The 22622-nt window shown below is 72.4% G+C and carries 22 protein-coding genes; 7 read left to right on the top strand and 15 right to left on the bottom strand.

Annotated elements, in window-relative coordinates; translation table 11 throughout:
* Nucleotides 1–84: 84 nt before the first annotated feature.
* From DEJ24_RS07195 to DEJ24_RS07185, 3 genes are all read left to right on the top strand, one after another.
* On the top strand, nucleotides 85–1599 hold the full coding sequence (locus DEJ24_RS07195; protein WP_181436554.1) for a GNAT family N-acetyltransferase: 1515 nt from the start codon (nucleotides 85–87) through the stop codon (nucleotides 1597–1599).
* A complete protein-coding gene (locus tag DEJ24_RS07190) occupies nucleotides 1599–2372 on the top strand; it encodes an amino acid ABC transporter ATP-binding protein (protein ID WP_111077926.1) in 774 nt (257 codons plus the stop codon). Before DEJ24_RS07195 ends, DEJ24_RS07190 begins: the two co-directional genes overlap by 1 nt.
* A gap of 100 nt (nucleotides 2373–2472) precedes the next feature.
* On the top strand, nucleotides 2473–3486 hold the full coding sequence (locus DEJ24_RS07185; RefSeq protein ID WP_111077925.1) for an ABC transporter substrate-binding protein: 1014 nt from the start codon (nucleotides 2473–2475) through the stop codon (nucleotides 3484–3486).
* Nucleotides 3487–3566: 80 nt separating this feature from the next.
* Here DEJ24_RS07185 and DEJ24_RS07180 read toward each other — a convergent pair whose 3' ends face one another.
* From DEJ24_RS07180 to DEJ24_RS07165, 4 genes are all read right to left on the bottom strand, one after another.
* Nucleotides 3567–4685: an LLM class flavin-dependent oxidoreductase gene (locus DEJ24_RS07180; protein WP_111077924.1), complete on the bottom strand. Its 1119-nt coding sequence runs from the start codon at nucleotides 4683–4685 to the stop codon at nucleotides 3567–3569.
* On the bottom strand, nucleotides 4682–6016 hold the full coding sequence (locus DEJ24_RS07175) for an NtaA/DmoA family FMN-dependent monooxygenase (protein ID WP_111077923.1): 1335 nt from the start codon (nucleotides 6014–6016) through the stop codon (nucleotides 4682–4684). The genes DEJ24_RS07180 and DEJ24_RS07175 overlap by 4 nt, the downstream gene beginning before the upstream one ends.
* A complete protein-coding gene (locus DEJ24_RS07170; RefSeq protein WP_146245951.1) occupies nucleotides 6013–7224 on the bottom strand; it encodes an LLM class flavin-dependent oxidoreductase in 1212 nt (403 codons plus the stop codon). The genes DEJ24_RS07175 and DEJ24_RS07170 overlap by 4 nt, the downstream gene beginning before the upstream one ends.
* Before the next feature lie 186 nt (nucleotides 7225–7410).
* Nucleotides 7411–8127 (bottom strand): alpha/beta hydrolase family protein, encoded by a 717-nt coding sequence (locus tag DEJ24_RS07165; protein WP_111077921.1) that lies wholly within the window; start codon nucleotides 8125–8127, stop codon nucleotides 7411–7413.
* Nucleotides 8128–8290: 163 nt separating this feature from the next.
* Here DEJ24_RS07165 and DEJ24_RS07160 point away from each other — a divergent pair, with 163 nt between their 5' ends.
* Both DEJ24_RS07160 and DEJ24_RS16855 read left to right on the top strand, forming a co-directional pair.
* A complete protein-coding gene (locus DEJ24_RS07160; protein ID WP_375334696.1) occupies nucleotides 8291–9397 on the top strand; it encodes a fatty acid desaturase family protein in 1107 nt (368 codons plus the stop codon).
* Nucleotides 9398–9502: 105 nt separating this feature from the next.
* Nucleotides 9503–9658 (top strand): hypothetical protein, encoded by a 156-nt coding sequence (locus DEJ24_RS16855; protein WP_181436553.1) that lies wholly within the window; start codon nucleotides 9503–9505, stop codon nucleotides 9656–9658.
* 30 nt (nucleotides 9659–9688) lie between these two features.
* On the opposite strand, the gene DEJ24_RS07155 is transcribed toward DEJ24_RS16855, so the two are convergent.
* The gene (locus tag DEJ24_RS07155) at nucleotides 9689–10798 is read right to left on the bottom strand and encodes a hypothetical protein (protein WP_146245950.1); all 1110 of its coding nucleotides are present in this window, start codon (nucleotides 10796–10798) and stop codon (nucleotides 9689–9691) included.
* A gap of 116 nt (nucleotides 10799–10914) precedes the next feature.
* Here DEJ24_RS07155 and DEJ24_RS07150 point away from each other — a divergent pair, with 116 nt between their 5' ends.
* Nucleotides 10915–11676 (top strand): SDR family NAD(P)-dependent oxidoreductase, encoded by a 762-nt coding sequence (locus tag DEJ24_RS07150; protein WP_111077919.1) that lies wholly within the window; start codon nucleotides 10915–10917, stop codon nucleotides 11674–11676.
* On the opposite strand, the gene DEJ24_RS07145 is transcribed toward DEJ24_RS07150, so the two are convergent.
* A complete protein-coding gene (locus DEJ24_RS07145) occupies nucleotides 11630–12685 on the bottom strand; it encodes a hypothetical protein (protein WP_146245949.1) in 1056 nt (351 codons plus the stop codon). The two genes, DEJ24_RS07150 and DEJ24_RS07145, sit on opposite strands and share 47 nt — an antisense overlap.
* Nucleotides 12686–12709: 24 nt before the next feature.
* Here DEJ24_RS07145 and DEJ24_RS07140 point away from each other — a divergent pair, with 24 nt between their 5' ends.
* Nucleotides 12710–13285, top strand: a complete 576-nt coding sequence (locus DEJ24_RS07140) for a TetR/AcrR family transcriptional regulator (protein WP_111077917.1) — start codon at nucleotides 12710–12712, stop codon at nucleotides 13283–13285.
* Between the two features lie 12 nt (nucleotides 13286–13297).
* Here DEJ24_RS07140 and DEJ24_RS07135 read toward each other — a convergent pair whose 3' ends face one another.
* The 9 genes from DEJ24_RS07135 to DEJ24_RS07100 all read right to left on the bottom strand — a co-directional run bounded on the left by DEJ24_RS07135 (nucleotide 13298) and on the right by DEJ24_RS07100 (nucleotide 22616).
* Nucleotides 13298–14515 (bottom strand): glycosyltransferase, encoded by a 1218-nt coding sequence (locus tag DEJ24_RS07135; RefSeq protein ID WP_111077916.1) that lies wholly within the window; start codon nucleotides 14513–14515, stop codon nucleotides 13298–13300.
* A gap of 39 nt (nucleotides 14516–14554) precedes the next feature.
* On the bottom strand, nucleotides 14555–15922 hold the full coding sequence (locus DEJ24_RS07130) for an FtsX-like permease family protein (protein ID WP_111077915.1): 1368 nt from the start codon (nucleotides 15920–15922) through the stop codon (nucleotides 14555–14557).
* A 1-nt stretch (nucleotide 15923) separates the two neighbouring features.
* Nucleotides 15924–16658 carry an ABC transporter ATP-binding protein gene (locus DEJ24_RS07125; RefSeq protein ID WP_111077914.1) on the bottom strand — a complete coding sequence of 245 codons (735 nt, stop codon included), beginning with the start codon at nucleotides 16656–16658 and terminating at the stop codon, nucleotides 15924–15926.
* Nucleotides 16659–16776: 118 nt separating this feature from the next.
* Nucleotides 16777–16917, bottom strand: a complete 141-nt coding sequence (locus tag DEJ24_RS16850; RefSeq protein ID WP_181432764.1) for a hypothetical protein — start codon at nucleotides 16915–16917, stop codon at nucleotides 16777–16779.
* Nucleotides 16918–17201: 284 nt separating this feature from the next.
* Nucleotides 17202–20036, bottom strand: a complete 2835-nt coding sequence (locus DEJ24_RS07120; protein ID WP_111077913.1) for a LuxR family transcriptional regulator — start codon at nucleotides 20034–20036, stop codon at nucleotides 17202–17204.
* 91 nt (nucleotides 20037–20127) lie between these two features.
* Nucleotides 20128–20643 (bottom strand): MarR family winged helix-turn-helix transcriptional regulator, encoded by a 516-nt coding sequence (locus DEJ24_RS07115; RefSeq protein ID WP_111077912.1) that lies wholly within the window; start codon nucleotides 20641–20643, stop codon nucleotides 20128–20130.
* Between the two features lie 80 nt (nucleotides 20644–20723).
* Entirely contained in the window at nucleotides 20724–21092 is a 369-nt protein-coding gene (locus DEJ24_RS07110; RefSeq protein WP_258374753.1) for a nuclear transport factor 2 family protein, read from the bottom strand.
* A gap of 32 nt (nucleotides 21093–21124) precedes the next feature.
* On the bottom strand, nucleotides 21125–21586 hold the full coding sequence (locus tag DEJ24_RS07105) for a nuclear transport factor 2 family protein (RefSeq protein WP_111077911.1): 462 nt from the start codon (nucleotides 21584–21586) through the stop codon (nucleotides 21125–21127).
* Between the two features lie 70 nt (nucleotides 21587–21656).
* The gene (locus DEJ24_RS07100; protein ID WP_111077910.1) at nucleotides 21657–22616 is read right to left on the bottom strand and encodes an alpha/beta hydrolase; all 960 of its coding nucleotides are present in this window, start codon (nucleotides 22614–22616) and stop codon (nucleotides 21657–21659) included.
* Between the last annotated feature and the right edge of the window lie 6 nt (nucleotides 22617–22622).

Here is a 22622-nt window from a genome sequence, read left to right as displayed (position 1 = left end):
CGAGGCGTTGTCACGGGGTTGCCGTCCTCGTAGCGTCGGGCCACCGACCGGGTCCCACTGGTCGGACGACGACCTGGGGACATGATGACCGACACGGCAGACGCCACACGAGTGCGATCCCGGACGCTCACCTTCCGCACGGTGCGGCCGGACGACCCGGCTGCCGCTCCGATGCTCGCCGACCTCGAGCGCGAGTACGACGACCGCTACGGCGACGACCTGGGGGAACCGGCGTCGGTGGAGATCCACCGGTACCCGCCGGAGCAGTTCACCGCGCCGCTCGGCACGTTCGTCCTGCTGTACGAGGGTGGCCAGCTCGTCGCCGGGGGTGCGTTCAAGCCGTACGACGAGCAGACCGTGGAGTTGAAGCGCATCTGGACGTCCCCGTCGGAACGCGGCCGCGGTCTCGCCGCCGAGGTGGTCCGGGAACTCGAGTCGGAGGCTCGTGGCCGCGGCTACTCGCGGGTGTACCTGACGACGGGGCCGCGTCAGCCCGAGGCGGTCCGCCTGTACCGCCGGCTCGGGTACACCCCGCTGTACGACGCCGCCCTGCCGGCGGAGGAGGTCGGCATCCACCCGTTCGAGAAGACCCTCCCGTCGGCCGTGCCGGCCGTGCCGCCCGTGCAGGCCGGACCGGCAGCGCCGGACGTGTCGGGGGCCCTGGGCCGTCCGGTCGTGCCGCTGCGACACCCGTTGCGGTGGATCGCTGCCGCGCTCGTGCTCGTCCTGCTGCTGAACCTCGTGCAGACGCTGTTCACCAACCCGTCCTGGGAGTGGCCGCGGGTCGGGGAGTGGCTGTTCAGCCCCGCGATCCTCACGGGCCTGCAGCTCACCCTGGTTGCGACGGCCCTCAGCGCGGTGATCAGCTTCGCCGGGGGAGTCCTGCTGGCGATCGCCCGGCTGTCCCGCAACCCCGTCCTGTCGAGCCTGGCGTGGGGGTACGTCTGGCTCTTCCGGTCGGTGCCGCTGATCCTCGTGCTGGTGTTCCTCTACAACCTCGGCAACCTGTACCCGTCAGTCGGGATCGGGATCCCGTTCGGACCGCAGTTCTCGGTCCCGACGGCGAACCTGCTCAGCGACCTGGCGATCGGGGTGACCGCGCTGAGCCTGAGCGAGATCGCGTACGCGTCCGAGATCGTCCGCGCCGGGGTCCTCGCCGTCGACCACGGTCAGCGCGAGGCGGCACAGGCCCTCGGGCTGCCGCGGCACCGGCAGTTCCTGCGCATCGTGCTGCCGCAGGCGCTGCGGTCGATCGTCCCCGCGTTCGTGAACCAGGTCGTCGGGCTCCTCAAGGCCAGTTCGCTGCTGTTCTACGTGTCCCTGCTCGACCTGTTCGGGGTGGTGCAGAACCTCAGCAGCACCTACCCGACGGACATCATCCCGCTGCTCGTCGTCGCGACGATCTGGTACCTCGTGCTCACCAGCGCCGTGTCGGTCGTCCAGTACCACGTCGAACGGTGGACGGCCCGCGGCACGGTCCGGGTCCTGCCCGCGACACCGCTGCAGCGCGTGTGGCTGGCGGTCCGGCGACACCGACCGGTGGTCCGGACGAGCGCGGAGGTCACGACGGCGAACCACGACGACGGGAAGGTCATCTGATGTCCGCGACGATCAGCATCCGCGGTGCGGTGAAGGCGTACGGCGACCACCGCGTCGTCGACGGCATCGACCTCGACCTGCCGGCCGGCAGCGTGACCGTCGTCATCGGGCCCTCCGGCTCCGGGAAGTCGACGCTCCTCCGGGCGGTCAACCACCTGGAGCCGCTCGACCGCGGCGTGGTGACGATCGGCGACGAGACCATCGGGGTCCGCCTGCACCGGGGTCGTGACGGCACGGCCCGGTACCGGGAGCTGCCGGAACGGACGATCCTGCGGCAGCGCGCCCGGATCGGCTTCGTGTTCCAGCACTTCAACCTCTTCCCCCACCTGACCGCGCTCGAGAACGTGGCCGAGGGGCCGATCGCGCAGGGGGTGGCAGCGGACGTCGCGAAGCAGCGGGCTCGTGACCTCCTCGGCCAGGTCGGTCTCGCCGACCGCGCCGACTCCCGCCCCCGTCAGCTGTCGGGCGGGCAGCAGCAGCGGGTCGCGATCGCGCGTGCCCTCGCCCTGTCGCCCGAGGTCGTCCTGCTCGACGAACCGACCTCCGCGCTCGACCCGGAACTGGTCGGGGAGGTGCTCGGTGTGATCCGGGACCTCGCCGCGACGGGCTGCACCCTCGTCATCGTCACCCACGAGGTGGCGTTCGCCCGGGAGGTCGCGGACCACGTCGTGTTCCTCGACCACGGACGGATCGTCGAACAGGGGCCGCCCGCAGCGGTCCTCGACGACCCGCGACACCCCCGGACCCGGTCCTTCCTCGCCCGCCTGCGCTGAGCACACCAGCGACGGACGGACCAGATCCGGACCGGGACCCAGATCCAGACCCAGACCCAGACCCAGACCGCACCACGCCGCACCACGACCCAGGAGAACCATGTCCCGCACCCACACCCACCGCTGGCGCACCCATGCCGGCGCGCTCGTCCTCGCCGCCGGAGTGGCCGTCGCCCTCACCGGATGCAGCCCGTCCGCGAACGCCGACCCGTCGTCCGCCGACGGGACCGTCACCATCGGCGCGGCCTCGAACGGCGCGGCGAAGGAGACCCGGATCGCCGTCCAGGAGGACGCGGCACTGCACGACGCCCTGCCGTCGACGGTGCGGAAGTCGGGCGAACTCGTCATCGGCATCGGGGCACTGCCGGCGGGCTTCCCGCCGCTCGCGTTCACGGGCGACGACCAGAAGACGCTGACCGGTGCCGAGCCCGACCTCGGACGGCTGGTCGCCGCGAAGCTCGGGCTCGAGCCGAAGGTGCAGAACTCGACGTGGGACAACCTGTTCGTCGGCATCGACACCGGCCGGGTCGACGTGGGCTTCTCGAACGTGACGGACACCGAGCAGCGGAAGGAGAAGTACGACTTCGCGTCCTACCGGCAGGACAACCTGGCGTTCCAGGTGCCGAAGTCGTCCGACTGGACCTTCGCCGGTGACCCGTCCGTCCTGGCGGGCAAGACGGTCGCGGTGTCCTCCGGGACGAACCAGGAGAAGATCCTCCTGGAGTGGCAGAAGCAGCTGGAGGCCGCCGGCGAGACCCTGACGATCAAGTACTACCCGGACGCCAACGCGACGCTGCTGGCGTTGCGTTCGGGCAAGATCGACGCCGCCTTCGGGCCGAACCCGTCCATCGCCTACCAGAACACCCAGAGCGCCGGGAGCGCGAACCCGACGAAGACAGCGGGCACGTACTCCGGCGCCGGGTCGTCACTGCAGGGCCTCATCGCGGCGACGACGAAGAAGGACAACGGCCTCGTCGAGCCGCTGCAGAAGGCGATCGACGAGCTCATCGACGACGGCGCGTACGCCACCTGGTTGCAGACCTACAACCTGTCGAACGAGGCCGTCCCGCGGTCCGAGGTGAACCCTCCCGGCCTGCCGCTCGACAACGGGTGACCGTCGCGGCGGGTGACCGCCATGACGGGAGGCCGGTCAGCGATCCGCTGGCCGGCCTCCCGTCTTCTCGACCTCGGGTCTCAGGCGCCCCATGCGTCGGCGAGCAGCCGGTACGACCGGACCCGGGCGTCGTGCGCGTGGGTGATCGTGGTGACGAGCAGCTCGTCCGCGCCAATCACCCGGCGCAGGGTCGCCAGCCGTTCCACGACGTGCTCGGGCGCACCGACGAACCGGGTCGCCAGGCGGTCGGCGACCGTGACGACGAGGTCGTCGGGCAGCTCCGGGGCGTCCTCGGGGGACGGGTACGGGATCGCGCCGACACCGGAGCGGATCGAGTGCACCCAGGCGCCGTACCCGCGTCCCAGCCGCGTCGCCTCGGTGTCCGTGTCGGCGACGACGACGTCCGCCGACACGACGACGTGCGGTGCGTCGAGGACGCCCGGCCGGAACGCCTCCCGGTAGGCCCGGACCGAATCGAGCACGGTGCCGGGTGAGGAGTGGTAGTTCGCACCGTAGGGGAGTCCGAGGGAACCGGCGATCCGGGCGCTCTCGCCACCGGTGGACCCGTGGATCCACAGCTCTGGAGCCGAGTCCGGACGGGAGGCCGGGGTCGCCTCGACGACGACACCGTCCCGTTCGAAGGTGCCCGCCAAGAAGGCGCGGATCGTGGTGAGTTCGTCGGCGAAGCGATCCACGTCCCCGGGCACGCGGCCGAGGAGTTCGCCCTGGAGGGCGAACCGGCTGCCCGGCGCGACACGGAACGGGAACGGGGCCGGCACGACGAGACCGTCCACGACCTCGTCCGACCGCGCGGCCGCGGTCGCCGGTGCCGGCGGGCGGACACCCGTGCCGGGCGCGGGCGCGCCGGAGCGGCCGAGGCCGAGGTCGAACCGCGGGCCGTGGAGGCCGACGAGCGTGCCGAAGGCCTCGACGATCTGCAGCGCCCGGACGTTGCCGACGAGGGTGGCAGCGCTGCCGACGCGGATGCTCGACGTGGCGGCCGCGACCGCACCCATCACGAGGTTCGGCGCGCTGCCGGCGACGCCCGGGTTCAGGTGGTGCTCGGCGAGCCAGTACCGGGCGTAGCCGGCGGCTTCGGCCTCGCGAGCCAGGTCGACGGTGTTGTGGAGGGCTTCGGATGCGTTCGAGCCCGCGCTGACGGGTACGAGGTCCAGGACGGACAGCGGGACGCGGCTCATGCTGCGTCCAGCCCGAGGGTCTGCCGCAGTGTCGCGTCCGGGTCGTACGACTGCCGGTACACGCCCCGCTCCTGCAGCAGCGGGATCACCCGGTCGACGAACTCGTCGAGACCGTAGGGGTTCGTGTGCGGCACGACGACGAAACCGTCGGTCGCTCCCGCCTGCACGTACCGGTCGACCTCCGCGGCGATGTGCTCCGGCGTGCCGACGAAGCCGCCCCGGGTGGACACCTCGATCACCAGGTCCCGGATCGACAGGCGCTCCGCCTCGGCACGCTCGCGCCACCCGCGGACGACCGGCTCGACGTCACGGACGTGCCGGACCCGGCCGCGGGTGATCGGTCCGCCGTCGAGGTCCGGTTCGACCTCGGGGAGCGGACCGTCGACGTCGTACGCGGAGAGGTCGCGGTTCCAGACCTGTTCGAGGAACGCGATGGCGGTCGCCGGGCTCACCTGGGCGCGTCGGATGGCCCGTGCACGCTCCTCGGCCTCGGCGTCGCTGTCACCCAGCACGAACGTCGCCCCCGGCAGGATCACCAGGTCATCCGCCGGACGTCCGGCCCGCAGCAGCCGGGTCCGGAGGTCGTCGGAGAACCGTCGGGCGTCCTCGAACCCGGTGTGCAGCGAGAACACCACCTCCGCGCGTGTCGCCGCCAGGTCCCGACCTTCGTCGGAGTCGCCCGCCTGCACGACGACTGGTCGGCCCTGGGGGCTCCGCGGCACCGGGAACGTCCCGGTCACGTCGAACTGGGGCCCGTGGTGGTCGACGTCCCGGATCCGGGCACGGTCCGCGAAGTGCCCCGTCGCACGGTCCACGAGGACCGCGTCGGCCTGCCACGAGTCCCAGAGCTCCCGGGCGGTGTCGACGAACTCCGCAGCCCGGGTGTACCGGTCGGCGTGCTCCAGAAAGCCACCGCGGCGGAAGTTCGCCCCGTGGAAGGCATCCGAGCTCGTCACGACGTTCCACCCGGCGCGACCACCACTGAGGTGGTCGAGGGTCGCCAGCTGCTTCGCGAGCTCGAGCGGCTCGTTGAAGGTCGTCTGCAGGGTCCCGACCAGACCGATGTGGTCGGTGACCCCGGCCAGGGCCGCGAGGATCGTCAGCGTGTTTGGGCGCCCGACGACGTCGAGGTCGTGGATCCGGCCCTTCTGCTCCCGCAGCCGCAGTCCCTCGGCGAGGAACACGAAGTCGAACAGTCCGCGTTCGGCGTTCCGGGCGAAGTGCTCGAAGGACGAGAACGCGATCTGGCTCTCCGCCCGGTCGTCGCTCCAGACCGTGGTGTTGTTCACGCCGGGGAAGTGCGCGGCGAGATGGACCTGACGCTTGCTCATGCGCGGACCTCCGGAGTTCGGGCGTAGCGGCTGACGGCGGGGGCGATCCCGAGCCGGGAGCGCAGGTCGGCCACGGGACGGGACGAGACGTCGGCGCGGAGTCCCACCGTGACGAGGGCGGGGACGAGCTGGCGCGCGATGGCCGTGCTGTCCCGAGGGGTGCGGAGCGGCCGGAGCCGGACGCCGGCGATCCCGGCATCGCGGAGCGAACCGATCCGCGCCACCAGCTCCGGAACGGTGGTCGCGAGCACCGCGGCGTCCGACCCGGACCCGAGCGCATACGGCCGACCGGCGGCCTCGTCGAGCGCGGCCAGTTCGTCCTCGGCCAGGGCTCTCGACGGCTCGATGAGCACCGCGAGGTCCGCGATCACCGGACGGGAGGTCCGCGACGGGTCCGTCTCCTCCAGGTGACGGATCTCGGTCACCAGGTCACGCGTCTCCCGGCCGTCGAAGCCGGGCGTGACCAGGACGACGTCCGCGACGTCCACCGCCAACGACGCCGCGTCCGCGCGGTGCGTGAGGACGAACACCGGCGGGCGACCCTGCGGCGACCGGGGGACGATCGACGCACCGTGCACCGAGACGAACTCGCCCCGGAACTCGGCGTTGTGGATCCGGTCGCGGTCGATGAAGCGACCGGTACGGACGTCGCGGATGATCGCGTCGTCGTCCCAGCTGTCCCAGAGCCGCGAGACGACCTCGGCGACCTCACGCGCCTCCGCGAACAGGGCGGCGGCCGTCTCGTCGTCCGGTGCCGACGTGGTCGTCGGGAACGTCCGGCGGCCGAACAACGCGGCCTCGCGAGCGGTCGGACTGACCTGCAGACGCCAGCCGGCCCGACCGCTCGAGACGTGGTCGAGGGTCTGCACGCTCGTCGCGACGTGGAACGGTTCCGTGTGCGTGACGCTGACCGTTGGTACCAGACCGATCTGCCGGGTGGCGGGCGCGACCGCAGCCGTCACGAGCAGGGCGTCGAGCCCGCCGACGACGGTCGTCACGTCGAGGTCGCCGTCGTCGCCGAGCGGGCCGGCGGTGAACGAGTCCTCAACGGTCACCGCGTCGACGCCGAGCCGGTCCTGTTCGACGATGACGTCCCGCCAGTGACGGAGGCTGCGGAGCCGTTCGGCGCCGGAGTCGGCGGCACGCCACGCTGCGGGGTGCCACCCGGCTCCCCGCAGCGCCGTGACGAGGGCGAAGCGATCAGGCATCTGCACCGCCCCGGTGCGTGTGTCCGGCGCGGGTCTGCTGCTCGTGGACCGTCGCCCAGGTCGTGTCCTGCTCGCGGTCGAGGGGGTCGCTCATGCCGCGACGGTACGACCCCCGCCAGCGTCGGCCTCGCTCTGTTGCGACACATGACCGCGGGTTGCGTCACATGACGCCGTCCCCGGCGCAGGTCAGCGGTCGAACACCTCCGGCAGGGTCGCCACGAAGGCGTCGAAGTGGCTGTACCAGACGGAGTGCGCCGCACCGGGGATGCTCCGGACGTCCACACCGGACGCCGTCAGCGCCGCAGCGGTCGCGTCGTCGACGAAGTGGCTCGGGTCCGCGCGGACGACGATCGACCCCGGCCGCGGCGGCCACGTCCCACCCGGTCCCGCGGCGATGGCCGCCGCCGTCACCGGGTCGAACCGGGAGGCTGCCCGTGCCTCCACCTGACAGTCGCGCTCGCCGTAGTGCGGCTTCTCCGCGCGGAGCCGGTCCTCGGTCCGGCTGTCCCGTTCGGCCTCGTACTCGGCCTGCACCTCGGCCCGGTCGTACCCGCCGCGGGTCCCGAGCGGGGCGTCGACGCACACCGTGACGCCGGCGTCGAGCCGTCCGGTCGCGACGGCCGCTGTGAGCACGAGGCCACCGAACGAGTGTCCGAGCGTGGCGACCGGTCGGACCCCCAGCACGTCGAGTGTCCCGGCCACCGCTGCAGCGGCGTCGAGGACCGTCATCGTCGGACTGCGCGGAGAGCGTCCGTGCCCGGGCAGGTCGAGGGCGACCACACGGAGGCCGCGGTCGGCCAGGAGGTCCGTGATGCGCCACCAGCTCTCCGCCGCGCCTGTCATGCCGTGGAGGAGCACCACCGTCTCGTCGCCGTCCCCGGCTGTCTCGGCGTGCAGTCGCATCCCCACATCGAAGCACGGCCGATGCGTTCAACGGCGATTCACCATGAGTTCCGCATGGTGGCGGTGGATTCGCATCTTCGACCCATATCGTCATCGCAAGCGCGATTGCGTGAACTCCTCTGCGCTGGTCGAAGGGCCGCGATGACGGAAGGTCGGTCCCTCGTTGACCACCACCCCAGTCCAGTCGGGCTACACCCGCACCCGTCCCGCGACGAGCGGACGGGGCTCGAGCACATCGACGTACTCGGCGGTCCTGGCACAGGTGAAGGAGCACGACCTGCTCCGTCGCCGCACCGGGTTCTACTGGTCGCTGTTCGGGTCCTTGATCGGGACGCTCGCCCTCGCGTGGGTGGCGTTCTCGTTCCTCGGCGAGTCGTGGTTCCAGCTCATCGTCGCCGGCGTCCTCGGGGTCCTGTTCACGCAGTTCGCCTTCTTGTCCCACGAGGCCGCACACCGTCAGGTGTTCGCCTCGCAGCGTTGGAACGACCGGGCCGGCCGGTACGTCGGGACCTTCCTCGTCGGGCTGTCGTACTCGTGGTGGATGAACAAGCACACCCGGCACCACGGCAACCCGAACACCGTCGGCAAGGACCCGGACATCGCGCCCGGCGTCATCGCCTTCATCCCCGAAGACGCACCCGTCACCGGGCTGAAGGGCGTGTTCACCCGGTTCCAGGGATGGCTGTTCTTCCCGCTGCTCACTCTGGAGGGCATCAACCTGCACTGGTCCGCCGTGCGCGCCGTCGTGAGCGGCACCGGCACCACCGCCGACCGACGGCACCGGATCATCGAGGGTTCCCTGCTCGTCGCACGGTTCGCGATCTACCTGACCGCCGTGTTCTGGTTCCTGCCGTTCGGGATGGCGTGTGCGTTCCTCGGGGTGCAGCTGGCCGTGTTCGGCGTGATGATGGGCGCCTCGTTCGCCCCGAACCACAAGGGCATGCCGACCATCGCGCACGACGCGAAGGTCGACTTCTTCTCCCGCCAGGTCCGCACCTCGCGCAACATCCGCGGCGGCTGGTGGGTGTCGTTCCTGATGGGCGGCCTGAACTACCAGGTCGAGCACCACCTCTTCCCCTCGATGCCCCGCCCCGCCCTCAAGCAGGCACGGCTCCTGGTCCGGGACCACTGCGACAGCCTCGACGTGCCCTACACCGAGACCACCCTGCTGCGCTCCTACGGCATCGTCGTCGCGTACCTGAACCGCGTCGGTCTCGCGGCCCGCGACCCGTTCACCTGCCCGATGGTGTCGCAGCTCCGGATCAACTGACCGCGGGCCGGGAGGTCGCGTGGACACGTCCACTCGGCGGAGGACTTCCGGACGCACCGGCGCAGCACTAGCGTCATCCCGAGACGTGGGGGAGGCGCCGTGTTCATGATGCTGTTGTTCCCGATCGGGGTGGTCGGGACGATCGTGCTGCTCGCGCTGGCGGTCCGCGGGTCGGCGCAGAAGAGCCCGACCGAGGAACGTCAGGACGACGAGTGGCGCGCCCGGCGCGCGGACCGCCAGCGAGCGCGTTCCCGTTCCTGAGCAGGCCGCGAGCAGTCGGTCACCACCGCGTCAGGTGCGAACCCACCTCGGCTCGTCGTCCTCGTCCTCGGCCCCGGCGGAGCGCAGCTGCCACCGCTCCGCATCCGGCTCGATCACGATGTCGTCGGTCAGCCAGAACGTCTCGTCCGGTGACCAGCCCGCGAGCACCGTCGCACCGCCGTCGACGTCGATCGCCCGACCGGCTGCGGCGAGGTAGCCCTGCACGGACACGTGCACGGCGTCGTGGTCCGCCGCGACGGCCGCGTAGTCGGGGAGGAACCAGTGCTCCTCGCGCCCGGTCGACTCCCACCACACCCGCCGTCGTGCCCACTGCGCCGGCATCGGGTAGCGCTCGACCAGGCGTGCCCAGTCCGCGGCGCCGTGCACTTCGAACACCCGGGCGCCGACTGGTGGATGCAGGGATCGGAGCAGGACCTCGTCGTCGCCGAAGGAGTCCTCGACCAGGGTCGACCCGGACGAGCCGAGGCCGTCGACGCGCCGCGTCGACGACGGCAGGATCGCTGCTCCGCCGGGCTCGTCACCGAACTCGTGGGGCGTCGACCACCAAGCGCCACCAGCGGAGTCCACCACGGGCCCGGCGACGCGGGATCGTCCTTCACTGGCAACGACGTTGCGCCGCCACCGGTCGAGCACCTCAGCCATCGGCCCCGAGGTCGCGACGACCTCCGGCACACCGTTCCGCACCGGCTGGGTCACCCACTGCGCCGTCCGGTCGACGTCCGTGCCCCACCACGAGGCGGCGGGGGAGGCGACGACCGCCTCAGCCACAGCCCGGAGTGCGTTCCGCACGGACGGGAGGCCCGTGATCGCGTCCTCGACGAACGGCGGCTGCCACGGCATCGCCGAGTCGACGGAGTGCTGCAGTACGGGGAGGAACCGCATCGGATCGGTCCACGAGGCGAGCTCCGTCGCGTCGACATCGGACAGGACTACGGCGAGAGCGTCGGCAGTGTCCTGCTCCGGCCGGAGGTCGGCGAGCAACCCGTAGCTCGCGGTGATCGGCTCGAGGAGCGCCGTGACGGCCCGGTGCACGCCCTCGTCGAGCCCCGCGGCCACGGCGAGGCAGAGCGTCCGGAACCGGGGACCGTCGAGGAGGTCGTCGAGCGTCGTCTGCTGCACCACCGGATCCTTCCACGCCCGGGCCGTCTCCAGGAGGATGGTGGCGGCGACGACGCTGGTCGCGCCTCCCGTCCGTGCCGACGACGACCGGCGGCCCGACCCGTGAAGGACACCCCATGCAGCCCACCACCCTGACCGGATCCGTCGCCCTGGTGACCGCGGCGTCCCGCGGCATCGGTCGCGCCGTCGCACTCGACCTGGCCGCGCACGGGGCCGATGTCGCGCTCGGTGTCCGCGATCCCGAGGCAGCGGCCGGCCTCGCCGACGAGATCCGCGCGATCGGCCGGCGTGCGGCGGTGGTGGCGATGGACGTCACCGACCTGCCCTCCTGTCGGGCCGCCGTGGACGCCGTCGTCACGGAGCTCGGGACCATCGACGTGCTCGTGAACAACGCCGGCGGTGGCATCGTCGAGGACGCGCTCGACGTCACCGAGGAGCACTTCGACACGGTGTGGGCGCTCACGACGAAGTCGACGTTCTTCGTCTCGCAGTACGTCGCCCGGCACATGCGGACGGCCGGCGGTGGATCGATCGTGAACGTCGCCTCGCAGGCCGGCCTCGTCGCCCTGCCGGGGGAGTCGGTCTACTGCCTGAGCAAGGCCGCCGTGATCCACCTGACCAAGTGCCTGGCGGTCGAGTGGGGCCAGTACGGGATCCGGGTGAACGCGGTGGCGCCGACCTTCATCGAGACGGACGGCACCGCTCCCGCCCTGTCCGACGCGGCGTTCCGGACCGACACGGTCGAGCGCATCGCGGCACTCCACCGGATCGGGCAGCCGGAGGAGGTCGCCGCGGCGGTGACGTTCCTGGCCGGCGAGGGGGCATCGCTCGTCACCGGGACCGCGCTGCCGATCGACGGAGGGTGGACGGCTCGCTGACCGGCACCGGTGCGCGAACTGCGCTCCGGACACGGTGCGCGACGAACAGGGCGACGGACGCGACGAGGATCCACACGACGAGCGTGACCAGCGCACCCGCCGCACCGGCGCCGTCGAAGTAGCTGGTCGCCGTGACGGCTCCGAACGCGGCCCCCGGGGGGAGTGCCCCGCCGACAGCGGTGAGCACCGGCGGCAGCAGGTGGTTGCTGATCGTCGCGCCGCTGGTCGCGTTGCCGAGGGTGGTGAACAGCAGGGTGGAGAGGACGACGCCCATCGGTCCGACGATCGACGTGATCGCGAGCGTGGACAGTGACACCGCGACCGCGAGGAGCGACAGCACCGCGATCACGGCTCCGGTCGCTGCCGGGACGGCGCCGTCGACCGGACCGGCGATCACCGCCACGACGATCGCCGCGGCGACACTCCCCACCACGGTCACGACGATGCGGACCCGGAGCCGGGCGAGGGCGGCGAGGGCGTTCATGACCTGCGCCAGGATGAATGCCGCGAGCGTGGTGCCGAACACCAGGTAGAACCCGGCGATCCCCTGCGAGTCGCTGGTGGACAGCGGGACGAGGTCCTGCGTGCGGACGATGTCGCTGCCGCCGGCCTGTGCGACCCGGCTGAGCATCGTCGTCGCGGCGGCGGTGGCGCTCCGTCCGTTCGCACCGGCGGTGTACAGCGTCGACCCGTCGGCTTCCGGGACGAGCGCGGCGACGACGTCGTGGGAACGCACGAGCTCCTCGGCCGCGGTGGTTGTCCTGACGCTGCGCACGTCGGCCGAGTCACCGAGCGCGGTGGTGGCGGCACGGGCCAGTTGTGCGTTCGCCACGGCGACGGGGAGGTGGTGCGGGACGGGCGACTTCTGGAGCCCGATGTAGAGCCCCGCGAACGCGCCGGCGACGGTCATCGCGACGATCACCTGGGTGATCAGGACCGGGAGGACCCGGCGGAGCGGCGGATGTGGAGCGGGCGGTGTCATCCGGTTAGTAATCGATTCATTACTCATGGCATCGGATGATACCCTCGTGACATGACGACAGCAAGGGGTTCCCTCCCGAAGACGGCGGAACGCATGGCGGGCAGCCAGCGGCGTGAGGCGACACTCGCCGCGGCGGCCGCGGTGTTCGCCCGCGAGGGCTACCACGGCGCCACCACGGAACGGATCGCGCAGGCCGCCGGGATCAGCCAGCCCTACGTGGTCCGGATGTTCGGCTCGAAGGAGAACCTGTTCCTCGCCGTCATCGACGGGTGCCTGGAGGCCGTGCTCGACACCTTCCGCGCAGCCCTCCACGACGGACCACAGCGGACGGCCACGGCACGCCTGGGTGAGGCCTACCGGACCCTCGCCACCGAGGACGGCGTGCACCTCATCGTGATGCAGGCGTACATGCTCGGCGCCGACCCGGTGATCGGGCCGGTGGCGCGGGACGGCTTCACCCGGATCCTCCGCTTCCTCGTCGACGACGCCGGGCTGTCCCTGGCCGCCGCCGAGGCGTTCCTGGCGAAGGGGATGCTCATCAACACGCTCCTCGGGATGCGTCTGGGCGACCACGACGACGAGCTCGCGCAGCGCTTCACGCAGGCGGTGTCCCACCCCGCCAGCTGACGGGAGGCACGCTCAGGCCCCGGCGCGCTCCGCACCCTGGTGCCCGGAGTCGGTCAGATGCCCGGGGCCGGCCTGGTGCGGCGTCTCGGCCTGCAGGACCCGGTCCACCAGTGCTCTGACCGCCTCTGCCGCGCTCGGGCGCTGCCGCGTCTCGGCGCTCAGCCGACGGGCCGCGTCGAAGTGGTCTCGTCCGGCCAGCATCCGGTGCACGGCCGGCCCCACTGCTCCGGGCTCGTCGACGACCACCGCCGTCCCGGCTGCCGCTGCCCGGGCGGCGTTGATGAACTGGTCCGCACCCTGCGGGAGCAGCACCATCGGGATGCCCACAGTCGCCGCGGCGAGCACGGTGCCGGCCCCGGCGGCGCTGACGACGAGGTCGACGCCGTCCAACAGGTCGCGCATCGGGCGGAACGGCACGAAGCGCACGTGCTCGGTGTCCGCCAGGGGCTCGCCGATCACGCCGACGGTGGCCACGACGTCCACCTCGTCGGGGTGGAAGCCGTCGAGGATCGCCCGCAGCAGAGCGGCATCGCCGAAGACGGTGCCGAGCGTCACCAGGACGCGAGGCCGCCGGTCGGCGACAGGGAACAGGACCGGTGCTGCGGCCGCTCCGGGACCGCTGTGCGGCTCGGGACGGCTGTGCGGCTCGGACCGGAAGGGGATGGTGATCGGCGAGGGCGTCCAGCCGGGGGCCTGCAGTGTCACCGGGGTGGGGTCGAGGAGCGCGACGGGCGGTGCGGGGAGCAGTCCTCGCCGTTCGTAGCGTGGTAGCACCAGATCCGTCATCGGTTGCCGGAACACCTCCGGGACCTCGGGCCCGAAGGCGACGACCGCGTACGGCACGCCGAGCTGCGCCGCGACGAGGGGCCCCACCAGGTCGACGGCGTCCGCGACGATGACGTCGGGTGCCCAGTCGGTCGCGACCCGCACGGCGTCGTCGATGGTCAGGTCGACGCGGGTGCCGGCGAAGAACTCCGCCACGGCCGCGGGTTCCGGCCGGTTCGCGGGGTCGCTCCCGGGGATGCGGCGGCCCACCTCGGCGAAGAGCTCGCCGGGCATCGGGCCGGCTGCCAGCACGGGGACCGTCGGCAGCTCGACCGACAGCGCGTCGCGCATGCCTTCGCTGGTGAGCAGGGCGACGTCGTGTCCGGCGGTCTGTGCCGCACGGGCGAGGGGGACGAGGGGCAGGAGGTGCCCGAGGGCCGGGACAGCGGAGAAGAGGATGCGCATGGTTCTTCCTGGGGAGGGGATCGGGAGCGGGGAACGGGGTCAGTCAGCGGCGAGGACGAGCGGGATGCTGCGTCGGGCGCCGGTGACCAGGGGGAGTGTGCCGGCGGCGACCATGAGCACGGCACTGACGAGCGCAGCCGGGAGCGCGGCCGACAGGCCCAGGTGCGGGAGCGTGCCCGGTGTCGTCACGCCGAGGGCGAGAGCCTGACCGACGCTGGTCACGACGAGGACGGCCGCGGCGACGATGACCGCCGTGCCGACGAGGATCACGGACTCCCAGGCAGCGCGGGCGAGCACGATCCCGCGGGAACCGCCGGCGGCCTCGACGAGTGCGGCCTCCTGCTCCCGCGTCCGTCCCGCCATCAGGACCGTGGCGGCCGCGCCGAACAGCGAGACGAGCAGCGGCCCACCGAGCATGAGCAGGAAGCTCTGCGTGTCGATACCGCCCAGCGACCTGCCGGTCGTGCGTTCGACCGCATCGCCGAGGGTCGCGAAACCGGCGGTGATGCTCCCGGGCAGGGCGATCGTCATGACGAGCGCGCTGACCGTCGCACTGCTCCGGCCGACGGCGAAACCGGCCGCGTTCCGAGCGAGGAACCACGAGGCCGAGCGGTGCGCTGGCACCACGGCGGTCCACGCCCGGAGGACGGACGGGAACACCGTCGGACCGATGGCGACGAAGGCCGCGGTGACGAGCGGTCCGACCAGCAGGACCTGTGCTCCCGCCCGGACGCCGCTGGCGGCGAGGCCGAGCGTCATCAGCGTCGCGAGGCCCAGCGCCACGATGCCGGCGGCCCAGCGCCGCCATCCCTTGCGGCGTCGGGCGGCTTCCGGTTCGCGGAGCACCTCGATCGGACGGACCAGGCCGGCCAGCCGGGAGGCCCGGAGGCTGCTGAGGACCACCACGGCGGTGACGGCCACCACGACCGCGACACCGCTGACCGGGCTGAAGCGCTCGTCGAGGCTCCGGAGCCCGTCCGAGGCGGAGAGCCCGTAGTGCAGGAAGACCGGCACGAACGGGGCCGCGACGAGGCACCCGATCGTGCTGCCGACGAGCGCGACGACGCCGAGCTGCAGACGGACGACCAGGGTCACGGTGCCGGACGGCACACCGACAAGCTGCCAGAGGGCGTACCCACGGCGCTGCAGGTCGATCGTCAGACGGGTCACGCTGCCGAGGACCGCGGTCACGGCGACCACCGTCAGCACCACGACGAGTGAGGCGAGCGTCGCGAGTCCGCCGGCCCGGAGGAGATCACGCTCGCCGCCACCCTGCACGAGGACGAAGCCGGTCTCGAGCATCCCGGCGGCGACGGCAGCAGCAGCAGCCGTCGCCGCGCTCACGACGAGTGCGCCGATCCAGATGCCGACGTTGTACCGGAGGTCGCTGAGGACGAGTCGGAGCATCTCAGGTCTCCTGCGCGGCCGCGGTGAGCGCCTGGAGGACCTCGGCGGCGTCCGGCCGGACGAGTTCGCGGTGGATGGTGCCGTCGCGGAGGACGAGGACGCGGTCGGCCCGGGCCGCGGCCTCCAGGTCGTGCGTGACCATCACGACCGCTCGCTCACCGGCGGCGACCTGACGGAGCAGACCGAGGACAGCGTCCCCGGCGGTGGTGTCGAGGGCGCCGGTCGGTTCGTCCGCGAAGACGACGTCCGGCTCGGACGCCAGGACGCGGGCGATCGCGACCCGCTGCTGCTGGCCGCCCGACAGACTGCCCGGGCGGTGGTCGCCCCGGTCCGCCAGGCCCACCGCTGCCAGGGCCGCGTCGACGTCCGTCGCCGAGACCGGCCGGTGCGCCAGGCTGGCGGGAAGCGCGATGTTCTGCCGTGCCGTCAGCGACGGGATGAGGTTGAAGGACTGGAACACGAAGCCGACCGTCGAGCGGCGCAGTGCCTGCAGCTGCTTCGGACGGAGCGACTCGAGCCGCTGACCGGCGATGGACACCGAGCCGCTGTCGTAGGGCTCCAGTGCGGACAGACAGTAGAGCAGGGTCGACTTGCCGGATCCGCTCGGTCCGACGATCGCGACGAACTCGCCCGGCAGGACGGACAGTGTCACGCCGCGGAGCACCGGGACCCGGGACTGTTCCGGGCCGGCGAAGGACTTGGTCAGGTCCTGGGCGTGCAGGAGTGGTTCGGTCATGGCGTCAGTCCATCTCGTTCGGGGCGGCGGGTCACTGGCGTGGGCAGGAGGTCCGTGGTGGAGCAGGCTCCACCACGGCAGGGCGTCGGCAGTGGGATGGTGCGGCGAGGGGCCGTCGTCAGGGCACGACGGCGCCCGCGTCGCGCTGGAGCAGAACCAGCACACGGGCGTACCGCCGCTCCTGGTACACGCCGTGCGCGGTCGCGAGCACCGCTGCCGCGGCGATGCCGGTGGTGAGGGTGCCCCGCGGTCCGAGCACGGTCGAGGCCCGGCGAGCGCGACGACGTCCTCGGAGGGGTCGGGCACAGTGCCTCCCGGCGGTCGTCGGCCGGACCACTCGGCCGCGGCACCAGCGCCACGCGGAACGACCGTCCACGCGGCGGCGGCTCCTGGTCGGGAACCGTCAGGAGGAGCGTCCCAGCCGCCCTGCGACGGGCGCATCCGTTGCGTGACGTAACCCCGTGCCTCCCGGCCGTCGGGGTCCGCCGAGCCGCTGCCTGGAGGCTCAGGGCGTCGGCGGGCCGGTGCCGCGTCGGCGGACCGTCAGTCGGCGTAGCCGTTCGCGGCGAGCGCCTCGGTGAGTCCGGTGCGGCTCGTCACCCCGAGCTTCGGGAACAGCTTGTAGAGGTGGGTGCTGACGGTGCGGTGCGAGAGGTAGATGCGGTCCGCGATCTCGCGGTTCGACATGCCGTCGGCGGCGAGCCGGGCGATCTGCAGTTCCTGCGGCGTCAGCGGGTTGCTCGCCGTCGGGCGCTCGGTGGTGTCGCGGAGTGGGACCTCGCCGGCGGCGCGGAGTTCGGCGGCGGCGCGGGCGGCGAAAACGGGGGTGCCGGCGGCGTCGAACTCGCCGAGCGCGTCCCGGAGGTGTTCGCGCGCCTCGACGACGCGGCGTTCCCGTCGGAGCCATTCGCCGAAGAGCAGGCGGGTGCGGGCGAGTTCGATCGGGGACTCGCTGAGTTGGCCGGCCTCGATGGCCCGTGACCAGTAGTGTTCGGCCTCGTCGGCCGAGGCGAGGAGCGCGCGGCTCCGGAGCACCAGGGACGTCAGGTGCGCGGAGTGGAAACCGCTCGCGACGGACTCGGCCTCTGCCAGGTCCTCGGCCACCGTCTCGGGGCGTCCGCCGTGCACGGCTGCCTCGGTGCGGTCGGCGATGGCCCAGAGCGCCCGTGTCGGGTGCACGGCCATGTGGGTGAACTCGACGAGGGCGTCCCGGTAGCGGTGCTGGCCGAGGGCGATGAGTCCGGCGGCCCATCGTGCGTCGGCGCTGGAGAGGGCGAGTCGCCCGCCCGTGGACCGGGACGAGCTGTCACGGATCGCGCGCCGGGCGGCCTCGACGTCTCCGAGCAGGGCGTAGGCGCGGGCGAGGGTGCCGTGGGCGATCCCCGCGACGAGGGGGATCTGGCTGTCTCCGGCCATGCGCGCGGCGTACTCGGCGTCGGCGACGGCGTCCCGCACCCGGCCGCGGAGCAGCAGGATGGTCGCCCGTCCGCGGAGCGCCTGGGTCTCGTCGGCGACGGCGCCGAGTTCGTGGGCCCGTTCGTAGGCCAGCTCCCAGCAGGTCAGCGCGGTCTCGAGGTCCTGCAGCGACTCGGCCGCGATGGCGAGCGACGCCATGCCGAGTGGTGAGGCGACGAGTTGCGGTACGAGGTGGGGGAGGTTCGCCCGGGCGGCGGGGGCGGCACCGAGTGGGGTCAGCAGCGCGAGTGCCACGGGCTTCAGCGGGCTCGTGGACGGGATCGTTCGGAGCTCCGACTCGAGCGCGTGCCACTCGGCCCGGGGGCGGTTCCGGCCGCGTACGACCAGCGCGGCGGCCCACAGCACCTCGACGAGGCGGTCGGCGTGCTCGGGACCGGCGAGGACCGATCGGACCCGGTCCATCTCGAATGGCGGTGCGCCCACGGAGCCCGTCGTCAGGCTGAGCACCGTCCGGGTGACGGCGGTCTCGGTGACGGTCTGGGCGTCGCCGGCCAGGGAGTCGACCTGCGCGAGGAGCTCGATCGCCTCGCTCGTCATGCCGGCGGCTCGCGCGGTCTCGGCGGCGCGCCCGAGGCGGCGGGCCCGCCCCACCACGCCCTGGGAGAGGGTGGCGGCGCGCTCGTACGCCCGGACGGCCTCCGGTCGGGCGCCCCGCTGTTCGGCCCGGCGGGCAACGGCCTCGAGGTCCGCGGCGATGGTCTCGTCCCGTTCGAACGTCGCCGAGGCGCGGTGCCAGGCAGCACGGGTCTCGTCGCGCGCGACCGATGCGAGCGCCCGGTGGGCGGCGGCGAGTTCCGCAGCGGAGGCGTTGCCGATCACCGCAGACCGGAGGAGCGGGTGCCGGAAGTGCAGGGACGCGAAGTCGGTGCGGAGCAGCCCTCGGACCTCCAGCGGTTCCAGGTCGTCGAGGCCGAGGTCCATCGTCCGTGCGGCCGCCATCACGTCCTGCAGGGCAGCGTCGTCGGCGACCGCCGCGAGGACGAGGAACGCGCGGCTGGCGACGGGCACGGCGGACAGCTGGTCGAGGAACGCCTGCTCGAGGCGACGCGTGGTCGGCAGGCGCGAGGAGAGCGACGTGCCCGCGACCCCGGTGGCGGCGAGCGCGGCAGGGAGTTCGTGGAGGGCGAGTGGGTTCCCCCCTGCCTCGGTGAGGATCCGCCGGCGCGCCGTGTCGGAGAGTGGCCGAGGGAGGGTGTCGGCGAGCGTGGCGAGGAGCGTCTCGGCGGCGTCGGCTTCGAGCGGACCGAGGTCGAACCGGGGGAACGAGCACGGCAGGGTGACGTGGACGTCGTGCCCGGTCCTGGCCGTCGCGATGACGACGATCGGCGCGTTCGACAGCCTGAGGCCGATGAAGTCGAGCACCTCGGCGCTCGACCGGTCGGTCCACTGCATGTCCTCGGCGAGGACGAGCACCGGCCGGCGGGACGCGGCTTCCTCGAGCAGTCCGAGTGCGGCCGTGCTCACCAGGAGGCGGTCGGGGACGGGTCCCTCCTCCACGGCGAACGCGGTGAGCAGGGCCGTGCGTTGCCGGTCGGGCAACGCTGCGACGTACGGCAGCAGCGGGTGGAGCAGCTCGTGGAGGCCGTCGAAGCCGACCGTGTTCGACCCTTGCAACCCGGTGCACCGGAGGACCCGGAAGCCGGCCTGCCGGGCGTGCTGTTCCACGGCGGTCACCAGGGCGGTCTTGCCGATGCCGGCTTCGCCCTCGACCAGGACGGCGGCGCCGCCCTGTCGGTCGCCGTTGCTGTCTGCGGCGTCGCTCCGGGCGGCGTCCACGAGTCCGGTCAGGACGGCGAGTTCCTCGGAGCGGCCGAACAGGACGGGCGGTCCTGCGGGCAGTGCCCGTGCGGTGGCAGCACCGGGTGCGGACGGGAGGCTCGTCCCGACTCCGTCAGCAGCCATGCGCGGTGCTCCCTGGTCTATTGCGTGATCTTTCACACAAAGTACGGGGTGCGCGGGCGACGGGCAAGCCGGCCGCGGGGGCGGCGCGTCGCTACGGGTGGTCCTCCGGGCGTGGCAGGGTGCCGTGGTCGATGACGGTCTCGTAGACCCGCTCGAGGACCCCGGCGAACGCGGGGAGTTCGGCATCGCCGAGTCCGCTGAAGAACATCGCCCGGACGAGTTCGGTGTGCCGGGGCGTGGCCTCGCGGAGGGTGCCCCACCCGTCGTCGGTCAGCGCCACGGCGGTGCTGCGTCGGTCGCGCTCCCAACGGCGGAGGTCCACCAGCCCCCGCTCGGCCAGACGCTTCGTGTGGTGCGACGCGCGACTGCGCTCCCACCCGATGCGGGTCGCGAGGGCGGACATCGTCATCTCGCCGCCGGGCTCGCTGGTCAGGGCGACGAGGACGTCGTAGTCGGCCAGTGAGATGTCGCTGTCGGCGCGCAGCTGCCGGTTCATCTCGTAGCGCATCCGCAGCTGCAGCTTCATCCACGCGTACCAGACCCGCGTCTGCTCGGCGGTGAGGAACGCGTAGGGCGACTCCGGGGGCACCTCGGCCTGCGCTGCCATCGTCCGTCACCTCCCGTCGCCCGACGCTCGGGCGCCCACCATCATCGCAGGGCGCCCGAGCGTCGCGGGTGGGTCGTCGCTCAGGCGGGCGGCGCGCTCGTCAGGAGCGTGTAGACCCTCGCGATCGTGTCGCCCTCGACGAAGCAGATGTCCATGCCGGACACCACGGGCTCCTGCCCTTCCGGTCCGAAGTGCCAGGCCAGGTAGCCCATGCCGTGGTTCTCGTACACGGGGCCGGCCGGTGCGAAGACGAACCCCGGGGCTTCGTCGAGCAGCCGCTGCGCCTTCGCGTGCAGGGCGTCGTGGCCGGTGACGACCTCGTCGGGGTCGAGGAAGGTGACGTCGGCGGCGTAGGTGCGCTCGATCGCTGCCCGGCGGCGTTCGGGGTCGCGTTCGCCGAAGACCTCGAACAGGTTGGCGTGCATCAGGGACTCGAGGGGTTGCGACATGGGGTTCTCCGTGGGTGCTGGTCGGTGGGTGGTCAGGGGTGCGACGGGGACCGGTCGGTCCAGTCGAACACGAGGTGCCGGCGGGCGATCGCCCACGTCCCGTCGACCCGGACGAACTGGTCCAGGTAGCGGATCGACATCGTCAGGAGCGTGCGTGCTCCGTCGTCCTGGAGGACGTGGAAGGCGACGCAGTACGTCTCACCCTCGGCGGAGTCGGCGCCCGTGAACCGGATCGTCGACTGGCCGTTGAGGTACGTCGTCACGTCGTACTGCTCGATCAGGTCGGCGAAGGTCCCGGCGAGCCGGTCACGCCCGCGGATGGTGTCCACGGGCTCGGTGGTCGACGGGTCGCCCTGGAACAGGACGACGACGCCGTCCTCGGTGAACACCGAGGCCTCGAGCTGTGCGTCCCGACGGTCGGCACCGCGGGCGTAGGTGGCGAGCAGGGTGCGGATCTGCTCGCGGTCGATGAGGGTCGTCAGGGTCTCGTCCATGGTGCTCCTCCGTGCGGGTCGGGACGGGACGGGACGGGGCGTCCGGGTCGGCCCCGTCCCGTCGTCCGGTTCAGGCGAGGGCGGCGCGCAGTGACGCGGTGGCGAGCATGAGGGCGTGCTTCGCGGCCTCGGTGTCGTGCATCGAGTTCACCATCACGAAGTCGTGCACGATGCCACCGAAGCGCACGTTGGTCGCCTTCACACCGGCTTCGCGGAGCCGTGCCGCGAACGCCTCGCCCTCGTCGCGGAGGACGTCGGCCTCGCCGGTGATGACGAGCGTCTCCGGCAGCGTCGCGAGCACCTCGAGCGGCGCGCGCAGCGGCGACACGGTCGGCAGGGCACGCTCGCCCTCGTCCGTCGTGTACTGGTCCCAGTACCACTGCATGCCGGCCCGGGTGAGGAAGTAGCCGTCGGCGAACTCCTCGTAGGAACCGGTGTCGAACGCAGCGTTCGTCACCGGGTAGAAGGCGACGAGCTTGACGAACTCGACGTCCCCGCGCTCGGCGGCGAGGAGCGCCAGGGCGATCGCCATGTTGCCACCGACCGAGTCGCCGGAGACCGCGAAGCGGGAAGCGTCGAGCCCCTTGTCGCGCCCTTCCTCGACGACCCACTTGGCGGCTGCGTACGACTGCTCGAGCGCGACCGGGTAGCCGACCTCGGGGGAGCGGTCGTACTCGGGGAACACCACGGCGGCGTTCGAGCCGATCGCCAGGTCCCGTACCAGGCGGTCGTGGGTGTGCGCGTCGCCGAACACCCAGCCGGCGCCGTGCACGTAGAGGATGACGGGCAGGTTCGCGGTCGTCCCGGCGGGCTTCACGAGCCGGATCCGCACGGTGCCGGTGGGCCCGCCGGGGATCTCGTGCCACTCCTCGTCGACGTCGGGCTTGAAGATCGGGCTGTCCTGCACGCCGTCGACGGCCTTGCGGCCCTCGGCCGGCGGCAGCTCGTTGAGGAACGGCGGGGTGGACGTCGCGTCGACGAACTCCTGTGCGGCGGGTTCGAGGGCGATGTTCTTCGGGTTTCCGGGCATGGTGTG

Source organism: Curtobacterium sp. MCPF17_001 (assembly GCF_003234615.1).
In the GTDB taxonomy this organism is placed as follows: domain Bacteria; phylum Actinomycetota; class Actinomycetes; order Actinomycetales; family Microbacteriaceae; genus Curtobacterium.
The sequence above is the reverse complement of the archived record's forward strand: the minus strand, read 5'-3'. Positions and strand labels throughout refer to the sequence as shown.

Bases quoted from the DNA above. Each gene is read 5' to 3' on its own strand.
- DEJ24_RS07100 (WP_111077910.1), bottom strand. From the start codon at position 22,616: ATGCCCGGAAACCCGAAGAACATCGCCCTCGAACCCGCCGCACAGGAG.
- DEJ24_RS07185 (WP_111077925.1), top strand. From the start codon at position 2,473: ATGTCCCGCACCCACACCCACCGCTGGCGCACCCATGCCGGCGCGCTC.
- DEJ24_RS07170 (WP_146245951.1), bottom strand. From the start codon at position 7,224: ATGCCTGATCGCTTCGCCCTCGTCACGGCGCTGCGGGGAGCCGGGTGG.
- DEJ24_RS07190 (WP_111077926.1), top strand. From the start codon at position 1,599: ATGTCCGCGACGATCAGCATCCGCGGTGCGGTGAAGGCGTACGGCGAC.
- DEJ24_RS16855 (WP_181436553.1), top strand. From the start codon at position 9,503: ATGATGCTGTTGTTCCCGATCGGGGTGGTCGGGACGATCGTGCTGCTC.
- DEJ24_RS07175 (WP_111077923.1), bottom strand. From the start codon at position 6,016: ATGAGCAAGCGTCAGGTCCATCTCGCCGCGCACTTCCCCGGCGTGAAC.
- DEJ24_RS07105 (WP_111077911.1), bottom strand. From the start codon at position 21,586: ATGGACGAGACCCTGACGACCCTCATCGACCGCGAGCAGATCCGCACC.
- DEJ24_RS07150 (WP_111077919.1), top strand. From the start codon at position 10,915: ATGCAGCCCACCACCCTGACCGGATCCGTCGCCCTGGTGACCGCGGCG.
- DEJ24_RS07115 (WP_111077912.1), bottom strand. From the start codon at position 20,643: ATGGCAGCGCAGGCCGAGGTGCCCCCGGAGTCGCCCTACGCGTTCCTC.
- DEJ24_RS07180 (WP_111077924.1), bottom strand. From the start codon at position 4,685: ATGAGCCGCGTCCCGCTGTCCGTCCTGGACCTCGTACCCGTCAGCGCG.
- DEJ24_RS07110 (WP_258374753.1), bottom strand. From the start codon at position 21,092: ATGTCGCAACCCCTCGAGTCCCTGATGCACGCCAACCTGTTCGAGGTC.
- DEJ24_RS07145 (WP_146245949.1), bottom strand. From the start codon at position 12,685: ATGAGTAATGAATCGATTACTAACCGGATGACACCGCCCGCTCCACAT.
- DEJ24_RS07165 (WP_111077921.1), bottom strand. From the start codon at position 8,127: ATGCGACTGCACGCCGAGACAGCCGGGGACGGCGACGAGACGGTGGTG.
- DEJ24_RS07195 (WP_181436554.1), top strand. From the start codon at position 85: ATGACCGACACGGCAGACGCCACACGAGTGCGATCCCGGACGCTCACC.
- DEJ24_RS07135 (WP_111077916.1), bottom strand. From the start codon at position 14,515: ATGCGCATCCTCTTCTCCGCTGTCCCGGCCCTCGGGCACCTCCTGCCC.
- DEJ24_RS07125 (WP_111077914.1), bottom strand. From the start codon at position 16,658: ATGACCGAACCACTCCTGCACGCCCAGGACCTGACCAAGTCCTTCGCC.
- DEJ24_RS07130 (WP_111077915.1), bottom strand. From the start codon at position 15,922: ATGCTCCGACTCGTCCTCAGCGACCTCCGGTACAACGTCGGCATCTGG.
- DEJ24_RS07120 (WP_111077913.1), bottom strand. From the start codon at position 20,036: ATGGCTGCTGACGGAGTCGGGACGAGCCTCCCGTCCGCACCCGGTGCT.
- DEJ24_RS07140 (WP_111077917.1), top strand. From the start codon at position 12,710: ATGACGACAGCAAGGGGTTCCCTCCCGAAGACGGCGGAACGCATGGCG.